Raw genomic sequence first — 17,880 nt, forward strand, 5'->3', positions numbered from 1 at the left:
CTGCACCCTTTCCCCGGGGTGAGCGCCCACTTCCAAGTACGTACTTGAGCAGGTCCTTCCCCGCGGCGAGCCTGGTCTCCATGACCCACAACACCTCCTCCCCCGTTCCTGCTTCCCTGACCCTCCTCGGCGCCGGCGCCATGGGCACCGCCCTCGGCCGCGCCTGGCTCGCCGCCGGTCATCCGGTGACCGTCTGGAACCGCACCGCCGCCCGCACCGCCGCCCTCGCCGCCGAGGGCGCGGTGGTCGCCGCGACCGCCGCCGAGGCGGTGGCCGCGAACCGCCTGGTGGTCGCCTGCCTGCTCGACGACGACTCCGTCGGCGAGGCGCTCGGGGGCGCCGGCCTCGCCGGGCGGGACCTGGTGAACCTCACCACCGGAACGCCGGCCCAGGGCCGTGCCCGCGCCGCCTGGGCCACGGCACGCGGCGCCCGTTTCCTGGACGCCGGGGTCATGGCGGTACCGCCGATGATCGGGGCCCCGGAGTCCGGGGCGTATGTCTTCTACAGCGGCTCGCGCCCCCTGTTCGAGGAGCACCGGGACACACTCACCGTCCCGGCCGGCACCCGGTACGTGGGTGAGGACCCCGGGTTCGCCGCGCTGCACGACGTGGCGCTGCTGAGCGCGATGAGCGGGCTGTTCGCCGGTGTCACCCACGCCTTCGCGCTGATCCGCCGGGAGGAGATCGATCCCGGGGACTTCGCGCCCCTGCTCGCCTCCTGGCTCACCGCGATGACGCCGGCCGTGCACGAGACCGCCGGGCGGCTGCGCAGCGGCGACTACACCTCGGACGTGGTGTCCAACCTCGCGATGCAGGCCGTGGGCAACGCGACCCTGCTGCGCACGGCCGAGGAGCAGGGCGTCAGCGCGGAGCTGCTGACGCCGTACACGGACCTGATGGCCCGCCTCGTCGCCGAGGGGCACGGCGACGAGGACGGGACAGGGATGATCGACCTGCTGGCGCAGGCGGCCCCTACGGACCGACCGCGAGGGCGGGGGGATGGCCGTCGCCGTCGGCGTTGACGATCACCCAGTCGTCGCCCGCCCCGATGAGCTGCGGGTCTCCGCCGATCTCCAGGTCGACCTCGCGCACCGTGGTGCCGTCCTCCTCGCCCACCCGGGCTCCGTCACCGGTGGCGAGGGTCCACAGGCGTTGGGAGTCGCCGAGTACGGCCACCCGGCCCCGGCCCGCCGGGGCCAGGGCGACGACCGTGGTGCCCAGGTCCGCGTGCCAGCGGCGTTGTCCGTCGTCGAGCGAGTAGGCCGCGACCCGCTCGGGGTAGTCGTCCCCCGGTTCGGCGGCGGCCACGATCAGGTTGCCGTCGGCGACCGTCGCCCGGAACACCGGCCGTGCGGCGAAGCCGGGCTGGAACGCGGTGAGGGCCAGGTCCTCCTCGTCGGCGGTGAGGGGGATCGTCACCGGCTCGCGCTTCGGGTCGTCCGGGCCGCCGTAGGCCAGTACGGCGGCGAGGCCGCGCTCGTCCTTCTCCTGCACCAGCAGGGTGAACGGGTCGGCGGAGAGCACCGCGGCCGAGCTGAGGTAGCTCTCGACCGGCAGCCCACTCCGGTTCAGCTCCCTGCCCGTGGCGTTGTCGAGGGTGAGGAGCCACGCCGAGTGGAAGTCGCCGTAGCCGCCGCAGGTCACGGCGACCCGGGTGGTGCCGCCGGCCGCGGAGGCCGTCACCGGCTCGCACTCGGCGTCCTCCTCGGCGTTGTCCCCGCCCCCGGTTCCGGGGGCGGTGGGCCGCACGGTCCAGCGCACCGCGCCGTCGGTGAGCCCGTACCCGTGGACGGAGCGGTCGGCCAGCGCCACGGCCACGCCCGCGTCGGCGGTGAGCAGTCCGCCGCCGCCGTGCACCAGTGTCCTCCCGGTGATGTTCCGCTCCCACACCTTGCGTCCGCTGCCCGCGTCGACGCCCCACACGGTGTCGCACGGCTTCTCGTCCCGCGCGAAGGCGACCAGGCCGATGCCGTCGACGATCCGCTCGCTCATCGCGCACACCGACTCGCGCACGGGGGCCCGCAGCGCCCATCCGCGGTCCCCGGTGCCGGAGTCGTACGCGATCAGCGCGTCGGTCCGGGCCCGTACGACCGTCCCGGCGTCGTCGCCCAGTGTCCAGGTGCCGACACCGCTCACGGTCGCGGGCCGGTCCGGGCCGGCCTGCCAGACCGGGTCGAGCACCGGTCCGCGCAGCCAGAGGTGGGCCTGCCAGCCGGGCCACAGCGCGATCAGCACGCCCGCCGCGACGAGGGCGCCGGGCACGGCCTTCCCGGGGCGGCTCTGCGTGAAGGAGGCGAGGGCGACGACGAGCCCCACGGCACCCGCGAAGGTGAACAGGAACGCCAGCAGGAGCGTCGGCGTGGTGCCTTCCGGGCAGGGCCGGTACCTGCCGCAGCTGCTGCCGGGAATGGACGACCACCCCAGCACGTGGAACTCCACCGCGAGCCCGATCAGCGCGCCCGCTCCGACCACCAGCCCGGCCTTCGCCGGCGGCCGCGTCCCGGACGGTCTGCTGTCCCCGGCCATCGTGTCCCCCGTGTTCTGTTCTGCGGCGCTCCCCGGCACCGGCCGCTCGCGTCGCGGAGCGGCGCTGGAGCCTAACCCGTCCGAATGGATCACGTCAGCCGGATTGATCACCGGATGTGCCGCTCACACCGGGTGCGGCGCTCAGGCCAGCCACTGCTCGTACGCCATGTTCGCCACCAGCGCGAAGACGACCACCAGCAGGACGATACGGACGAAGCCGCTGCCCTTCTTCAGGGCCGTGTGGGCGCCGAGGGTGCCGCCCGCCAGGTTGAACACGGCCATCAGGCCCGCCAGTTGCCACAGCACCGCGCCCTGCCAGGCGAACATCGCCAGCGCGCCGGCGTTGGTGCAGCAGTTGACGATCTTCGCGGTGGCGGACGCGGTGACGAGGTCGAGGTGGAGCAGGGCGGTGAGGGCCAGGACGAGGAACGTACCGGTGCCGGGGCCGATGAGGCCGTCGTAGAAGCCGATGCCCAGGCCGCCGAAGCCGATCGCGGCGAGGACGCGGCGGCGGGAGACCGGGCCGGGCTGCGGCGCGGTGCCGAAGCCGGGGCGGAGGATGACGAAGGCGGCCACGCCGAGCAGCACCACCATGATCACCGGTTCGAGGACCTCGGTGCTCATCCCGGCGGCGAGGAAGGCCCCGCCCGACGATCCGGCGAGCGCGGCGAGACCGATGCGGACGGCGGTGCGTACGTCGACGGGTGCCTTGCGGGCGAAGGTCACCGCCGCGCCGGTGGTGCCGACGATGGCGACCGCCTTGTTGGTGCCGAGCGCGTGCGCGGCGGGCGTGCCGGCGGGCAGGCCGAGCAGCAGCGCGGGCAGGAGCAGGAGTCCGCCGCCGCCGACCACGGCGTCGATCCAGCCGGCGGCGAGCGCCGCCAGGCAGAGGAGAACGACCGTGGTCAGCGATATGTCAGGCATGGGCATGACCCTATGGAGCGGGTAGTTGTGCCGTCCATCAAGATGAGCTTTTTCTGAGGTTGAGCGTCCTCACGCCTCCTCGCAGTGGCTTCTCACAGCCCCTCCGCCGCGCGCCTCCGAACCCTCACACCCACCCCCCGCCCCCGCTGAGGGCAGCGTTCCGCGCGGGAAACAGCGGGGATGCCGCCGGGTAACACCCGCACCGCACGCTCAGGGACATGACCTCGAACGAGCGTGTGGTGGTGATCGGCACCGGCCTGGCGGGCGTGACACTCGCCCGGCGGCTCGGCGAGCTCGGCACGCCGGTGACGCTGATCGGCGAGGAGGAGCACCGTCCGTACAACAGGGTGCTGCTCGCCGAAGTACTGGCCGGACGCTACAGCCCCGAGCTGATCGCCCTTCCCGCCCCGGCGGCGCCGACGGTGCTGACCCGCGGCCGGGTCACCGGCATCGACCGCGCGGCACGCACCGTCGCCTGCGCGGACGGCACCGGGATCGGCTACGACCGGCTCGTCCTGGCCACCGGCTCCAACCCGGTGCTGCCGCCGCTGCGCGGACTGTTCACCGAGGACCACGCGCTGCCCGAGGGCGTGCACGCGTTCCGCACCATGGACGACTGCCTGGGCCTGGCCAAGGCGGTGCGTCCGGGGGCGCGGGCCGTCGTCATCGGCGGCGGGCTGCTCGGTGTGTCCGCGGCCCGTGCCCTCGCCGTGCGCGGCGTGCAGGTCGTCCTCGCCCAGCAGTCCGAGCGGCTCATGGAACGCCAGCTCGACCCGGCGGCGTCGAAGCTCGTCCGGCGGCATCTGACGGACCTCGGTGTGGAGGTCCACACCGAGTGCCGGGTGCGGGACGTGCGCTGCGTCGCCGGCGCGGTCCGCTCGGTCGAGATGGCCGACGGGTACGCCCTCGACGCCGACCTGGTGGTCCTGGCCTGCGGGGTGCACCCGCGGGTGGGACTCGCCCAGGCGGCCGGCCTGGAGGTCCGCAAGGGCATCGTCGTCGACGACGAGCTGCGGACCTCCGACCCCCGTATCCACGCCGTCGGCGACTGCGTCCAGCACGCCGGCACGGTGTACGGACTGGCCACCCCCGCGCTGGAACAGGCCGAGGCCCTGGCCGCCCTGCTCTCCGGGGACGCGGGCGCCCGCTACACCGGCACCCGTTCCCTGACCCGGCTCACCCTCACGGGGCCCGACAGCCCGTTCGACCTCGCCGCGTTCGGCGAGACCGAGGCACTGCCCGGCGACGACGTCGTCCAGCTCACCGACGCCACCCGGGGCACCTACCGCAAGGTCGTCGTCCGCGACGACCGGCTGATCGGCGGGGTCCTGGTCGGCGAACTCGGCACGGTCGGCGCGCTCGCCCGCGCGTGGGAGGGAGCAGAGCCGCTCCCCTCCGACGGCGGCCCCCTGCTCCACCTGCTCACCAACGACGGAGGCTCCTGATGTCCGCGACGGCTCTTCGTGACCGGCCCCGCCCCACGATCGTGCTCGTCGGCCATGGCATGGTCGGCCAGCGCTTCCTGGAGGCGCTCGCCGAGCGCGGCCTGACCGCCACGCACCGTGTGGTCGTGCTGTGCGAGGAACCGCGTCCGGCCTACGACCGCGTCCAGCTCACCTCGTACTTCTCGGGGCGCACCCCCGAGGACCTGTCCATGACGGACCTGGCGTTCATCGAGGACCACGGCATCGAGCTGCACATCGGCGACCCGGCCGAGACGGTCGACCGGGAGGCCCGCAGGGTCACCGCCCGCTCGGGACTGGCCGTCGACTACGACGTCCTGGTGCTGGCCACCGGCTCCTACCCGTTCGTGCCGCCGGTGCCGAACAAGGACGCGGCCGGCTGCTTCGTCTACCGCACCATCGAGGACCTGCTCGCGATCGAGGAGTACGCGAAGAACGCGACGACCGGCGCGGTGGTCGGCGGCGGGCTCCTCGGTCTGGAGGCGGCGGGCGCGCTGAAGGGACTCGGACTCACCACGCACATCGTGGAGTTCGCGCCCCGCCTGATGCCGGTGCAGGTCGACGACGGTGGCGGCAGCGCGCTGCTGCGCACCATCGAGAACATGGGCCTGTCCGTCCACACCGGCACCGGTACCCAGGAGGTCGTGGTCGGCGAGGACGGCGCCGTCTGCGGCATGAAGCTGTCCGACGGTTCCGAACTCGCCACCGACATGGTGGTGTTCTCCGCCGGGGTCCGCCCCCGCGACCAACTCGCCCGCGAGTCGGGTCTTGCGGTCGGCGAGCGCGGCGGCATCGCCGTGGACGAGCAGTGCCGCACGGTCACCGACCCGCACGTCTTCGCGATCGGCGAGTGCGCGCTGGCCGCCGACGGCCGGGTGTACGGCCTGGTCGCCCCCGGCTACGAGCAGGCGCAGACCGCCGCCGCGACGATCGCCGACGACGAGGCGTCCTTCACCGGCGCCGACCTGTCGACCAAGCTGAAGCTGCTCGGCGTGGACGTGGCGTCCTTCGGCGACGCGCACGGCGCCACCGCCGACTGCCTGGACGTCGTCTACTCCGACTCCCGCGCCGGCCTGTACAAGAAGCTGGTCGTCGGCAGCGACGGCACGCTGCTCGGCGGCATCCTGATCGGCGACGCGGAGGCGTACGGCACCCTGCGCGCCTTCACCGGGTCGGTCCCGCCCGTCTCGCCCGAGTCCCTCGTCCTGCCCGCCGGCGCCGGGGCCCCGGCCCAGCTGGGCCCGTCCGCACTGCCCGACGACGCGGTGGTCTGCTCCTGTCACAACGTCACCAAGGGCACCATCCGCAGCGCGGTCACCGAGCACAGCTGCACCACCGTGCCCGAGGTGAAGAAGTGCACCAAGGCCGGTACCGGCTGCGGCAGTTGCGTGAAGGTGCTCGGCCAGCTGGTCAACGCCGAGCTGGAGGCGAGCGGCGTCGAGGTCGACAAGGGCCTGTGCGGCTGCTTCTCGCAGACCCGCGAGGAGCTGTACGAGATCGTCCACGCCCTGCGCGTCACCTCCCACCGGGACCTGCTGGACCGGCACGGCCGCGAGGACGCCCGGGGTGGCGACGGCTGCGAGATCTGCAAGCCGACGGTCGGCTCGATCATCGCCTCGCTGGCCCCGACGATCGGCGCGAGCGGCTACGTCCTGGACGGCGAACAGGCCGCCCTCCAGGACACCAACGACCACTTCCTCGCCAACCTGCAGAGGAACGGCTCGTATTCGGTCGTTCCCCGCATCCCCGGCGGCGAGATCGCCCCGGAGAAACTGATCGTGATCGGCGAGATCGCCCGCGACTTCGGTCTCTACACGAAGATCACCGGCGGTCAGCGCATCGACATGTTCGGCGCCCGTGTCGAACAACTCCCCATCATCTGGGCGCGGTTGGTGGACGCCGGTTTCGAGTCCGGCCACGCGTACGGCAAGTCGCTGCGCACGGTGAAGTCCTGCGTCGGGCAGACCTGGTGCCGCTACGGCGTCCAGGACTCGGTGCGCATGGCGATCGACCTGGAGCTGCGCTACCGGGGGCTCAGGTCGCCCCACAAGCTCAAGTCGGCGGTCTCCGGCTGCCAGCGCGAGTGCGCGGAGGCCCAGTCGAAGGACTTCGGCGTCATCGCCACCGCCAACGGCTGGAACCTGTACGTCGGCGGCAACGGCGGCGCCACCCCGCGCCACGCCGACCTGCTCGCACAGGACCTCTCGGACGCCGAACTGGTGCGCCTCATCGACCGCTTCCTGATGTTCTACATCCGCACCGCCGACCGCCTGGAGCGCACCTCGACCTGGCTGGACCGGATCCCGGACGGCCTGGACCACGTACGGGACGTCGTCGTGCACGACTCGCTCGGGATCTGCGACGAGCTGGAGTCCCTGATGTCCGCCCACGTCTCGCACTACCGCGACGAGTGGGCCGAGACCATCAACGACCCCGAGAAGCTGTCCCGGTTCGTGTCCTTCGTCAACGCCCCCGACACCCCGGACCCGGTCGTCGGCTTCGTCCCCGAACGCGACCAGATGAAGCCCGACCTGCCCCTGCTGAACATCGGCATGCGACCCGCACAGTCCAAGGAAGCCGCCCTGGAAGGGAGCGCCCAGCGATGACCCTGGCCCTCGAGACCACCGACCTGAAGGTCCGACTCCAGCTGCCCGACGCCTGGTTCGCGGTCTGCGACCTGAGCGCCCTGGTCCCGGGCCGCGGCGTGGCGGCCCTCCTGCCCGACGGCCGGCAGGTCGCCGTCTTCACCGACCGCAACGGCGGCCTGTACGCCGTCGACAACCGCGACCCCTTCACCGGCGCGGCGGTCCTCTCCCGCGGCCTGACCGGCACCCACCGGGGCCGCCCGTTCGTCGCCTCCCCGCTGCTCAAGCAGCGCTTCGACCTGGAGACGGGCCAGTGCCTGGACGACGACACCGTCCGCCTGACGACGTACGAGGTCAAGGCGGCGTGAACGGGTAGGGGAGGGCACCCCGGGCGTCCGGACGTCCGGCTGCCAGGCCGGCGGCCCGGACGCCCGGACGTCCGGCTGTCCGGCTGCCGAATTCCTGCCGGATCCGTGTGTTTCCGCTCGGTGGGCGGGTTTTCTGGAGTTTCATCGATTCCGCGAACCCCGCCCACTCGTCTCGCGCACTCCCCACCCGCCACGGAGGCACGAACCATGACCCGGAAGCACCCCCAGCACCCCCAGCCGTCCCGCCGCGCCGTGCTCGGCGGCGCCGCGGCCACCGCGGTCACCGCCCTCGCGGCGGCCGCCGGCACCGGTACCGCGCAGGCGGCCGGACACCGCCCCGTCCGGCCGACCGGGTTCCCGCTGCCCGACGGCTGGCTCCCCGAGGGCATCACCATCGGCAGCAGGCCGTACGCGTACATGGGATCCCGTGCGAACGGCGCGATCTACCGCACCGACCTGCGCACCGGACAGGGCGCGGTGTTCCACGAGGGCTCCCCCGGCCTGGCGTCCATCGGCCTGAAGCTGGACGACCACGGCGGCCTGCTGTACGTCGCCGGCGGCGGTGGCGGCACCGCACGCCTCGTGGACGCCCGTACCGGCACCCTCCGCACCACCCACCAACTCACGGAGAACACCGGCCACTTCATCAACGACGTCGCCCTGCTCGGCGACCGCGCCTGGTTCACCGACTCGCGCGACGCGGTGCTGTACGGCGTCCCGCGCGGGCGGCGCGGCGCCGTCCGGGCGCTGCCGCTGAGCGGCGACTGGGAGCAGCTGCCGGACGTCAACAACGCGAACGGCATCGTGAGCACGCCCGACGGCCGCGACGTCATCGTGGTCAAGAGCACCCCGGGCGAGCTGTACCGGGTCGGCCTGCGCACCGGACGCGCCACCCGGATCACCCTGTCCGGCGCGGACGACGTCGTCAACGGCGACGGCCTGGTGCGCGTCGGCCGCACGCTGTACGTGGTCCAGAACCGGCTGAACCTGGTCACCGTGTTCCACCTCGACGCCGGCGCGACGACGGCGACCCTGCGCCGTTCGATCACCGACCCGCGCTTCGACGTCCCGGCCACCGCGGCCCGTTACCGCGACCGCCTGTACCTGGTCAACGCCCGTTTCACCAGCCCGCAGACACCCGAGACGACGTTCACGGCGGTGAGCGTACCGCTGTAGGACACGTGCCGGGGCGGCGCCCGGGATGGTCACCGTCCGGTACGCCCACAGTCATGATGTGTCCATGTCGCACCCGTAGGTTCCGTGACCGCACCTCCCCGTCACCGGCCGGTGGCGGGACGGTTCACGGCACCTCCAGGAGTGGCAGTGGAACGTCGTACCTTCCTTCGTGCGAGCGCCATGGGCGGCACCGGCGCGGTCCTCGGCGGCGCACTCTGGCACAGCGCCGCGTACGCGGCGCCCGCCCGGCCCGGCACGGGCCCTTACGGCGCGCTCGGCGCGGCGGACGCCAACGGGATCAGGCTGCCGGCCGGGTTCACCAGCAGGGTGATCGCCCGTTCCGGCCGGCAGGTCCCGGGCACGTCGTACACCTGGCACAACGCCCCCGACGGCGGCGCCTGTTACGCGGACGGCAGCGGCTGGATCTACGTCTCCAACTCGGAGATCAACCCGTCCGGCGGCGCGGGCGCGGTGCGCTTCTCGGCCACCGGCGCCGTCACGGGCGCGTACCGCGTCCTGTCCGGCACCCGGCAGAACTGCGCGGGCGGCAGCACGCCGTGGAACACCTGGCTGTCCTGCGAGGAGGTGGACCGCGGTTACGTCTACGAGACCGACCCGTGGGGGACGAAGGCGGCGGTCCGCCGGGACGCGATGGGCCGCTTCAAGCACGAGGCGGCGGCCGCCGACCCGGTCCGCAGGGTGATCTACCTGACCGAGGACGTCTCGGACAGCTGCTTCTACCGTTTCCGGCCGACGACGTGGGGCGACCTGTCCTCCGGCACGCTGGAGGTACTGGTGGCGGGCAGCGGCACGAGCGGCCCGGTGAGCTGGGCGAGGGTCCCGGACCCCTCCGGGGCCACCGCGACCCGCAACCAGGTCTCCGGCGCCAAGCGCTTCAACGGCGGCGAGGGCTGCCACTACGCGAACGACACCTGCTGGTTCACGACCAAGGGCGACAACCGCGTCTGGCAGTACAACGCCTCCGCCCAGACCATCGAACTCGCCTATGACGACTCCCTGGTGACGGGCGGCTCCGCTCCCCTGACCGGCGTGGACAACGTCACCGGCTCCTCCTCGGGCGACCTGTTCGTGGCCGAGGACGGCGGAAACATGGAGATCTGCGTCATCACGCCCGACGACGTCGTGGCCCCCTTCCTCCAGGTGTCCGGCCAGTCCGGCTCGGAGATCACCGGCCCGGCCTTCTCCCCGGACGGCACCCGCCTGTACTTCTCCAGCCAGCGCGGCACGAGCGGGAGTTCGTCGGGCGGCATCACGTACGAGGTGAGGGGCCCGTTCCGCAGGTAACCGCTCCCGGTTGCCGGCTCATGCCGGTGCACAGAACGCACCGGCATGAGCGGAGAGCTACCCTCCGGTTACGTCACGTTCGCATCACGGGTCCACGAAACCTCCCCACCCTCCCCCGGCCCCTCCCCTACCGTCGGCAGCTCACACCCGGCAGGCCGCCCCGGACAGGGGCACGCTGCCGGATATCCGCACATAGCTGGGGGACCCCCTGTGAACCTGTCCTGCAAGTCCGCCGCCGTCACCGTCGCCGCGCTCGCACTGGCCGCCCTGCCGGCCGCTTCCGCGGTGGCCCACGAGGGCGCGTTCAAGAACTGCTCCGAGGCGTACGCCGCCGGGTACGCCAACATCCCGGCGGGCAGCGAGCACTACGGCGAGCACCTGGACCGCGACGGCGACGGCATCGGCTGCGACAAGCCGCCGGCGGGCTTCGTCCCCGCCGACGACAAGGACGAGGACACCGGCTCGGACACCGGCACCGGCACAGAGACGGGCACGAAGGACCCCGCCCCCGGCACCACCGAACAGGGCGGCACCGACCTCGCCGAGACCGGCGGCAGCAGCGCCACCCCGTACCTCGCGGCGGGCGGCGCGGCCGTCGTCCTGGCGGGCGGCGGGGTGCTGTTCGCGGCACGCCGGCGCCGCAGCACCGACTGACCCGAACCGTCCTGAAGCCTCGAGGCGGCGGCGTCCCCCCACGGGACGCCGCGCCCGTCAGACCGGGACCCGCGGGGGACGGGCGTCCGCACGGCCGCAGCCGAGGACCTTCGTCGGAGTCTCGCGGAATTGGGCGATGCCTTGGGCCGGTGCGTCAACAAGGGCTAGGAAACGGCGACTGCCGGCCTGGGCGCGGCGGCCAGGCGCAGGCCGACTTCCACCAGGGTCCAGCCGAGGCGGGTGCGGAGATGCCGAGGGCGCCGGGAGTGCCGGGCGGCTGCGGCGAGGCGGTGCTCGTCGGCTTCGGTACGGAGTTCGGCGGCGCGGATGCGGTGCAGGGCGAGGCGGGTCTCGAGATCCATCGGGCCGTGACCTTTCAGTCCGTGGTGAGGGGGAAAGCGTGGGTGTGGATGCGCACCTGGGCGGTGTCGGCGTCGCCCTCGTCGGCGGCCCGGTCGCGGTAGGTGTCGACGAGTGCGTGCATCTTCTCGACGAGCTCCCGGGTCAGTTCGGGCGTCAGCCGCAGCGTCGCGCTGCTCATGTCCCAGGTGCGGTTCCACTCCTGCGGCCAGGTCAGGCGGTTGCCGAGCCAGGTCGACAGGTCCCGGCCCTGCGAGGTGGCGACCTCGTGGAGGTACAGGTCGGCAGCCCCGCGTACGTCCGGGTTGGCGTCGGTGAGCAGCCCGTCGTCGAAGCTCAGGCCCTTGTGGACCGCCTTCCACCACCGTTCCCTGCCCCTGCCGTGCTCGGGGGCGTCCTCGATGAAGCCGTGTGCGGCGAGCTGACGCAGGTGGTAGCTGGTCGCGCCGCTCGACTCGCCCAGCTTTTGGGCGAGCTGGGACGCGGTGGCGGGGCCGCCGAGGCGCAGGGAGTCCAGCAGTTGTATGCGCAGCGGGTGTGCGAGCCCGCGAAGGGAGCGGGCGTCGAGACTGAGGACCTGCGGTTCCTGGGACTCACTCATGACCACAAAGATAGCTTTGCAAAGAAATGGCTGCAAGGGGTTCTTTGCACCTCGCACAGACGGCAGGAGAAGGCCCCGGACTCCCTGCTCGGACACCAGGGGACGAGTAACCGGCGATCAGGGCCTGTCCGGCGGATCATGCCGAAGACGTGGGGTCCGGCACACTCGTCTGCGACGTGGTCGCCGGTTGCCGACTCCCCCGGGCTCCCGGCTCCGCCCGAGCAGGGAGGGACCCCCATCGCGTCGGCGCCCTCCTCCGCCTTGCGGCTGAACGCGCCGGACCCCACTCGCCCCAGCTGGATGGAGACCGCCGATCGCCTCCGACCCGATCCGCCGGACAGGCCCCAGCTCCGTTGGCGCCCACCGTTTATCGACGTTGATTCCCGGCACGGGTTGTCGACACTGCCGACCAGCGGGAACGTCCGGACCGGGCCGAGTGTCGACAGACCTTCGTTTTTCCGGCGCTCGTCGTTTGCGGCTCGTGTCAGCGTTCTTGCCTCGTAGACGACCGAGCTTCTGACCAGTAGGGACACGGCTACTTTGCACCTGGTGTCCGAGCTGGGAGCCCGGGGCCCACTCGTCGAGCCCTCGCCCAGCGACAGTCGGCGCGTATGCGGCGTCGTGCAGGCGCCGACCGCGCACCGGGGCATTGGGCGGGGCAGGGTAGAACAGTCGTGCGACATCCCACGAGTTCGCCGTGCCCTCGATTCCTCGACATGGAGCCTGGCCAAGCGTTGTCCCGTAAATGATCTACGACGTGTTCGCTGACCTGCTTGTTCCTTTGTCACCCGGCGAGGGCGAGGTTGTGCAGGCGGGCGATGCCGAGCATCGCGTGGTGGACGCCGTCACCTTTGAGGCGGCAGTCGCGAAGGATCTTCCAGGTCTTCATCCGGGCGAAGGCGTGCTCGACGCGGGCGCGGACCTTGCGGTGCGAGGCGTTGTGTTCCTCTTTCCATGCCTCGAGTTCACTCTGGCCGGGTTCGCGGCGGTGTGGGATGACCAGGCCGGTACCCCGGTAGCCGCCGTCCGCGATGACCGTGGCACGGCCGACGGCGGCCTTCGCACCGGACAGCTCCCACGCCTTGCAGTCGTTTCGGTTGCCGGGCAACGGGCGGCCGACCGCGACGATCAGCCGGGTGTCGGCGTCGATGACGACCTGGTGGTTGGTGGAGTACCGGTAGTTCTTCGACTGCTCGGCGACACTGTGGTCGCGGGTGGGGACCAGGGTGCCGTCGACGATCAGCACGGTGTCCTTGCGGAACCGCTTGCGTTGCTGGAGCGCGAGCGACGGCCCGAGGTGGTCGATGATGCGGTCGGCCGCGGACTTCGACACCCCGAACAGCGGCGCCAGTTGGCGCAGGGTCAGGTTGGTCCGCCAGTAGGCAGCGACCAGCAGGACGCGGTCCTCCAGCGGCAGACTCCACGGCCGGCCCTTGCGCACCGGATCCGCGCCCTCGCGCTGGAGCGCGGTGACCAGCTTGCCGAACTGCCGCGGGCTCAGCCCGCTGAACGGGGCTATCCAGGAGGGCTGCGACGCCGTGATCACACCAGACACGGCAAGATCATCTCACCCCTGACCAGCAGTTACGGGACAGGTCTCAGGCACCTCGTCACTCTCGGCCTGTGCGTCTGTGTAGGGATCATGATGGCCCTTCAGAAATCTCAAAGCCCCACCATGATCTATACGGATCCATCGCTCCCATCTGCCAGACCGACCTGCGGCAACGGGAGATGAAAGCCGGGTCTGGACCCGGACCGCATCAGAACGGCCCTGTTTTCCTGCCCATGTCCAGCGTCCAATAATGGGTCCACGGGCCGCCTTTCCAATAGCCGAAGCCAGCCTCGCGAATATCGTCTGGCGCATACCAGTCATCAAACAGGATGACATTGCGATGCCCCCAGCCCCACACCTCATCATCTTGCATCCAGAAGCGCACAACTTTCTCTGCGGTGTCGAACCCCGTGGCTACGTTTTCCCGTCGCCAGGTGCGGTACCCCGCCTGCTCCATCGGCTGTCCAGGATCCCCAACCAATATTCCGCCAGGGCCACGGTGCATGTTTTCATCGTCATTCACCCAATCCTTGTCCTGGCCAGTCAAGAATTCGCTGTGGGCGCGCGCTATCTGGGTCAGAACTGCCGAAAGCTTGAAGTCTGGCACCCCGGGCGGCATGACAGCGCCTGCGGAGTTCCCGCGGGGTGGGTACTTCTCCGGATGCGTACGTGCGTCTGTGACAAAGCGGCGCAGTTCTCTTTCCTCAATGGACATGACCGTGAGGATATAATCAGGGCGCCAAGGGCGAATGCCCCCGTTGCGTGGTGTCATCGCGATTCTTCTTCCATGCACAGGGTGTGCAGGTATGGCCTGGCTAGTTAGGTGCCGGCTTCAGCGACTGGGGCTAGACTGCTTCCTCACGGCCAGACCGCCAGTTACCACGACCACCTCGGTCGGCCCACACACGAATACGAATTTGCGGCTCGCGCCTAGATAAGATGATCTCTCTTACCGACACCATGGGCACGAACTACCGAGGCACAGGCACGTCGTACACCATCTTCCTTATTGGGTCCGCCCTACTGCTCGGCTATCTGCACCTTCGCCTGTCCCCGCGCTAACGAAGTCATCCAGCCGGACGCACCTCAGTCGCGGGAATGTGGTTTTGCCTCCTCGACGCCTCCCTCTTCCAGGACGTCACCGCCCCAGTACCTTCGCAAGCTTCGCCTTCGATCGCGGCCTCCTTCAGGCCTTTCGCGAGTTCCAGGAACTGCCTGCGGGTGGTGGGCCGTATGAGGTCGGACGCCGAGGTCGTGACGCAACGTCAGGAGCTCGTAACACGATCACGCGAGGGGCATATCCCGGTGCTGCGCGCCGCGACGGGTTTGGCACCATCGTGCAGATGAGCCATGTGAACGATCCTAGGAGTTCATCCGGAGGCGCCTGGGTTTTCGGTCTGGAGGAGATCTGCGCCGCTGACGCGGGCGAAGATGGCACGCCGCATCAGGTCGCTCCCGCCGATGAGCGCGGGATGGTCGGCCGGGGATCTTCAGTCGCTTGAGTGTGGTGCGAGGCTCTGGGGCGTGGCTGCCCATGAGGCGAGCAGGCGAAGGCCCGCTTCGGAGAGCGAGCCGGGTTCCGCCGCATAGATGGTGAGGGTGAGGCCGGGTTCGGCGGCCATCTCCAGGCCTTCGTAGGCGAGGGTGAGCTCACCGACTGCCGCGTGGTGGAAGCGTTTCGTACCGGTGCCGTGATGGCGGACGTTATGGGCTCCCCAACGGGTGCGGAAGGCGTCGCTGCGGGTGGACAGCTCGCCGACGAGGTCGTGCAGGTCCTTGTCGTGGGGGTTGCGGCCGGCCTCGGTGCGCAGGATGGCGACGGCGACGTCGGCAGCGAGATCCCAGTCGGGGTAGAAGCGGCGGGAGGCGGGGTCGAGGAACTGGAAGCGGGCCAGGTTCGCCTGGTTGTGCGGCGAGGCGTACACGTCGGCGTAGAAGGCGCGGGCGAGCTGGTTGGCAGCCAGGACGTCCATGCGGCCGTTGCGGACGAAGGCGGGTCCGGCGGTGATGGCGTCAAGGGTCCACTGCAGGCTGCGGTGCGGCTTCCACTGGTCCTTGGTACGCCGGCGGCGGGGCCGGGTGAGGGCGTCGGTGCCGTCGGCGGCCTGGGCCAGATGGAGCAGGTGGGCGCGTTCGGCGTCGTCGAGCCGGAGGGCGCGGGCGACGGCTTCGAGGACGGCCGGTGAGACGCCGGCGAGGTTGCCGCGCTCCAGCTTGGCGTAGTACTCGACGCTGACGTCGGCGAGCGCCGCGACCTCGCTCCTGCGCAGGCCCGGGACGCGTCGGCGGGGTCCGGCGGGCAGCCCCGCCTGCTCAGGGGTGATCTTCGCGCGCCGCGAGGTGAGAAACTCGCGGACCTCTTCCTGGTTGTCCACCCTCCGACCGTACGTCCGGCACGCCATGGGAGGGATGTACTGCCGGTACACCCCTTGTCAGTGACTCGCTGCACGCGCGAAGTACGGGTTACCTGGATGACGTGGTGCTTTCCGCCCGGCCGTTTCGGTGGACGGCTCCACCGACCCCGTACCCCACAGCGGCCGGCACGCCCGGTACCGCATCCCCCGGCACGCGAAGGAGCCCCCCTCATGCGCGGCGCAGTGGTCCACGTCCCCGGCGACGTCCGCTTCGAGACCGTTGAGGATCCGAAGATCCTCCACCCCACCGATGCGGTCATCCGTACGGCCGTCACATGTGTCTGTGGCTCCGACCTGTGGCCGTATCGCGGTGCGGAGCCGATCGGCGACCCGCACCCGATGGGGCACGAGTACGTCGGTTTCGTGGAAGAGGCCGGCTCCGAAGTCACCTCGCTCCGCCCGGGCCGGTTCGTCGTCGGCTCCTTCGCCACATCCGACAACACCTGCGCGAACTGCAAAAACGGGTTCCTGTCGAACTGCCTGCACCGCGAGTTCATGTCCACCTGCCAGACCGAATACGTGCGCATCCCCAACGCCCAGGGCACCCTGGTCGCCACCGACGAGGTGCCCGGCGAGGAGTTCTGGCCCGGTCTGCCGGCCGTCTCCGACGTCATGGGCACCGGCTGGTGGGCCGCCGACGCCGCCGAGCCGTCAAGACCCTCCTCAAGCCCTGACCCGCCCACCGCACAAGGAGCGATCATGCAGATCACCCGCAGCTCGATCGACACGGTCAAGGGCCCGGCCGACTGGTTCACCGGCGACGTCTACATCGACGCCGTCGCCGCAGCCTCGGCCCCGTCCCGGGTCACCGCGTCCCTGGTGCACTTCATGCCCGGCGCCCGTACCCACTGGCACCGTCACCCGCTGGGCCAGACCGTCTTCGTCACCGAGGGCGTCGGTCTGTGCCAGCGCCGGGGCGGGCCGGTGGAGGTCATCCGGCCCGGTGACCGCGTGCTGTTCGAGGCCGACGAGGAGCACTGGCACGGCGCCGCACCGAACCGGCTGATGGTCCACCTGGCCGTCAACGAGGGCGACGACGACCACGCCGTCGTGCACTGGCTGAACCCCGTCACCGACGAGGAGTACCACGCCGCCCCGGCCACCGGCTGAACCCGGACAAGGTCTTCGCCCTCACCACGCCCTTCTACCAGGGCGCCGGGGGCTGCAAGGCCATGGACAGGCGCCGCTCCGTCAAGCCCCCGTCCTCTGAACCACCTCGCCCTTTCCCCGGGTGGCCCTGGAAGAGGGCCCCCGCCCACGTCGTTCTTGAGGAGAACCATCGTGACCACCTTCGCCCTCGTAGGCGCCGGTCCCGGTCTTGGTCTGGCCGCGGCCCGCCGCTTCGGTGCCGCCGGCCACCGTGTCGCCCTCATCTCACGCAGTGCCCAGCACCAGGACACCCTGGCGGCCGAACTGGCCCGGGAGAACATCCACGCCCGCGGCTTCTCCGCCGACGTCCTCGACCCCGCCTCCCTCACCGCGGCTCTGGGCGAAGCCGCCGACTCGCTGGGGCCCGTCGAGGTCCTCCAGTTCAGCCCGGTGCCCCGCGGCGATTTCATGAAGCCGGTTCTGGACACCACCGCCGCCGACCTGGACGACCCGCTGGCCTTCTCCGTCAAGGGTCCGGTGACCTGCGTGAACGCCGTCCTGCCCGGCATGCGGGCCCTGGGCCGGGGCACGCTGCTGTTCGTCAACGGCGGCAGCGCTGTACGCCCCCACCCCGAGCGGGCCGGCACCTCGATCGCGTTCGCCGCCGAGAGCGCCTACGCGGCGATGCTCCACGACGCCCTCGCCGGCGAGAACATCCACGCCGCCCAGCTGATCATCCCCGGCGCGATCAGGCCGGATGCCGAATACTCCAGCCCCGATGCCCTGGCCGAGCGCCTGTACGCGATCCACGTCGAGCGCGACGCGTTTCGGCACTACGCCGAGCCCATGCCCACATGACGGCC

Annotated in this window: 16 protein-coding genes; 9 read left to right on the forward strand and 7 right to left on the reverse strand. The window is 71.2% G+C overall.

Annotation, left to right across the window (positions count from 1 at the left end; genetic code table 11):
- The first annotated feature begins 80 nt into the window (after nucleotides 1-80).
- Complete coding sequence (locus tag ACFWVE_RS00905) at nucleotides 81-1,022, forward strand: NAD(P)-dependent oxidoreductase (protein ID WP_384006872.1); 942 nt, start codon at nucleotides 81-83, stop codon at nucleotides 1,020-1,022.
- On the opposite strand, the gene ACFWVE_RS00910 is transcribed toward ACFWVE_RS00905, so the two are convergent.
- Entirely contained in the window at nucleotides 973-2,526 is a 1,554-nt protein-coding gene (locus ACFWVE_RS00910) for a PQQ-binding-like beta-propeller repeat protein (RefSeq protein WP_384006875.1), read from the reverse strand. The genes ACFWVE_RS00905 and ACFWVE_RS00910 overlap by 50 nt on opposite strands.
- 141 nt (nucleotides 2,527-2,667) lie before the next feature.
- Nucleotides 2,668-3,450, reverse strand: coding sequence for a sulfite exporter TauE/SafE family protein (locus ACFWVE_RS00915; protein ID WP_384006878.1), 783 nt, complete (start codon nucleotides 3,448-3,450; stop codon nucleotides 2,668-2,670).
- 218 nt (nucleotides 3,451-3,668) lie between these two features.
- Between ACFWVE_RS00915 and ACFWVE_RS00920 the strand changes: the two genes are divergently transcribed.
- The 6 genes from ACFWVE_RS00920 to ACFWVE_RS00945 all read left to right on the forward strand — a co-directional run bounded on the left by ACFWVE_RS00920 (nucleotide 3,669) and on the right by ACFWVE_RS00945 (nucleotide 11,001).
- Nucleotides 3,669-4,895: an NAD(P)/FAD-dependent oxidoreductase gene (locus tag ACFWVE_RS00920; protein ID WP_384006881.1), complete on the forward strand. Its 1,227-nt coding sequence runs from the start codon at nucleotides 3,669-3,671 to the stop codon at nucleotides 4,893-4,895.
- Nucleotides 4,895-7,519, forward strand: a complete 2,625-nt coding sequence (gene nirB, locus ACFWVE_RS00925; protein ID WP_384006884.1) for a nitrite reductase large subunit NirB — start codon at nucleotides 4,895-4,897, stop codon at nucleotides 7,517-7,519. The genes ACFWVE_RS00920 and nirB overlap by 1 nt, the downstream gene beginning before the upstream one ends.
- Entirely contained in the window at nucleotides 7,516-7,866 is a 351-nt protein-coding gene (gene nirD / locus ACFWVE_RS00930; protein ID WP_384006887.1) for a nitrite reductase small subunit NirD, read from the forward strand. The genes nirB and nirD overlap by 4 nt, the downstream gene beginning before the upstream one ends.
- 207 nt (nucleotides 7,867-8,073) lie before the next feature.
- Nucleotides 8,074-9,042 carry an SMP-30/gluconolactonase/LRE family protein gene (locus tag ACFWVE_RS00935; protein WP_384006890.1) on the forward strand — a complete coding sequence of 323 codons (969 nt, stop codon included), beginning with the start codon at nucleotides 8,074-8,076 and terminating at the stop codon, nucleotides 9,040-9,042.
- 147 nt (nucleotides 9,043-9,189) lie between these two features.
- Nucleotides 9,190-10,347, forward strand: a complete 1,158-nt coding sequence (locus ACFWVE_RS00940) for an alkaline phosphatase PhoX (RefSeq protein WP_384006893.1) — start codon at nucleotides 9,190-9,192, stop codon at nucleotides 10,345-10,347.
- A gap of 210 nt (nucleotides 10,348-10,557) precedes the next feature.
- Nucleotides 10,558-11,001, forward strand: a complete 444-nt coding sequence (locus ACFWVE_RS00945; RefSeq protein ID WP_384006896.1) for an LAETG motif-containing sortase-dependent surface protein — start codon at nucleotides 10,558-10,560, stop codon at nucleotides 10,999-11,001.
- A 164-nt stretch (nucleotides 11,002-11,165) separates the two neighbouring features.
- Here the strand turns inward: ACFWVE_RS00945 and ACFWVE_RS00950 are convergent, their stop codons facing one another.
- From ACFWVE_RS00950 to ACFWVE_RS00970, 5 genes are all read right to left on the reverse strand, one after another.
- Entirely contained in the window at nucleotides 11,166-11,363 is a 198-nt protein-coding gene (locus tag ACFWVE_RS00950) for a hypothetical protein (RefSeq protein WP_384006899.1), read from the reverse strand.
- Nucleotides 11,364-11,377: 14 nt separating this feature from the next.
- The gene (locus ACFWVE_RS00955) at nucleotides 11,378-11,962 is read right to left on the reverse strand and encodes an ArsR/SmtB family transcription factor (protein ID WP_384006902.1); all 585 of its coding nucleotides are present in this window, start codon (nucleotides 11,960-11,962) and stop codon (nucleotides 11,378-11,380) included.
- 784 nt (nucleotides 11,963-12,746) lie between these two features.
- Nucleotides 12,747-13,517 (reverse strand): transposase, encoded by a 771-nt coding sequence (locus ACFWVE_RS00960; RefSeq protein ID WP_384006905.1) that lies wholly within the window; start codon nucleotides 13,515-13,517, stop codon nucleotides 12,747-12,749.
- Nucleotides 13,518-13,722: 205 nt separating this feature from the next.
- The gene (locus ACFWVE_RS00965) at nucleotides 13,723-14,229 is read right to left on the reverse strand and encodes a CAP domain-containing protein (RefSeq protein ID WP_384006907.1); all 507 of its coding nucleotides are present in this window, start codon (nucleotides 14,227-14,229) and stop codon (nucleotides 13,723-13,725) included.
- 775 nt (nucleotides 14,230-15,004) lie between these two features.
- Nucleotides 15,005-15,889, reverse strand: coding sequence for a helix-turn-helix transcriptional regulator (locus tag ACFWVE_RS00970; protein ID WP_384006910.1), 885 nt, complete (start codon nucleotides 15,887-15,889; stop codon nucleotides 15,005-15,007).
- Nucleotides 15,890-16,099: 210 nt separating this feature from the next.
- Between ACFWVE_RS00970 and ACFWVE_RS00975 the strand changes: the two genes are divergently transcribed.
- The gene (locus ACFWVE_RS00975) at nucleotides 16,100-17,038 is read left to right on the forward strand and encodes an alcohol dehydrogenase catalytic domain-containing protein (RefSeq protein ID WP_384006913.1); all 939 of its coding nucleotides are present in this window, start codon (nucleotides 16,100-16,102) and stop codon (nucleotides 17,036-17,038) included.
- Between the two features lie 171 nt (nucleotides 17,039-17,209).
- Nucleotides 17,210-17,875, forward strand: a complete 666-nt coding sequence (locus ACFWVE_RS00980; RefSeq protein WP_384006916.1) for an SDR family NAD(P)-dependent oxidoreductase — start codon at nucleotides 17,210-17,212, stop codon at nucleotides 17,873-17,875.
- The last annotated feature ends 5 nt before the right edge of the window (nucleotides 17,876-17,880 follow it).

Source organism: Streptomyces sp. NPDC058632, from assembly GCF_042717095.1.
Taxonomy (GTDB): Bacteria; Actinomycetota; Actinomycetes; order Streptomycetales; family Streptomycetaceae; genus Streptomyces.

Coding starts and splice junctions, on each gene's coding strand:
- ACFWVE_RS00905 (WP_384006872.1), top strand. CDS start 81: ATGACCCACAACACCTCCTCCCCCGTTCCTGCTTCCCTGACCCTCCTC.
- ACFWVE_RS00910 (WP_384006875.1), bottom strand. CDS start 2,526: ATGGCCGGGGACAGCAGACCGTCCGGGACGCGGCCGCCGGCGAAGGCC.
- ACFWVE_RS00915 (WP_384006878.1), bottom strand. CDS start 3,450: ATGCCTGACATATCGCTGACCACGGTCGTTCTCCTCTGCCTGGCGGCG.
- ACFWVE_RS00920 (WP_384006881.1), top strand. CDS start 3,669: ATGACCTCGAACGAGCGTGTGGTGGTGATCGGCACCGGCCTGGCGGGC.
- nirB (WP_384006884.1), top strand. CDS start 4,895: ATGTCCGCGACGGCTCTTCGTGACCGGCCCCGCCCCACGATCGTGCTC.
- nirD (WP_384006887.1), top strand. CDS start 7,516: ATGACCCTGGCCCTCGAGACCACCGACCTGAAGGTCCGACTCCAGCTG.
- ACFWVE_RS00935 (WP_384006890.1), top strand. CDS start 8,074: ATGACCCGGAAGCACCCCCAGCACCCCCAGCCGTCCCGCCGCGCCGTG.
- ACFWVE_RS00950 (WP_384006899.1), bottom strand. CDS start 11,363: ATGGATCTCGAGACCCGCCTCGCCCTGCACCGCATCCGCGCCGCCGAA.
- ACFWVE_RS00955 (WP_384006902.1), bottom strand. CDS start 11,962: ATGAGTGAGTCCCAGGAACCGCAGGTCCTCAGTCTCGACGCCCGCTCC.
- ACFWVE_RS00965 (WP_384006907.1), bottom strand. CDS start 14,229: ATGTCCATTGAGGAAAGAGAACTGCGCCGCTTTGTCACAGACGCACGT.
- ACFWVE_RS00975 (WP_384006913.1), top strand. CDS start 16,100: ATGCGCGGCGCAGTGGTCCACGTCCCCGGCGACGTCCGCTTCGAGACC.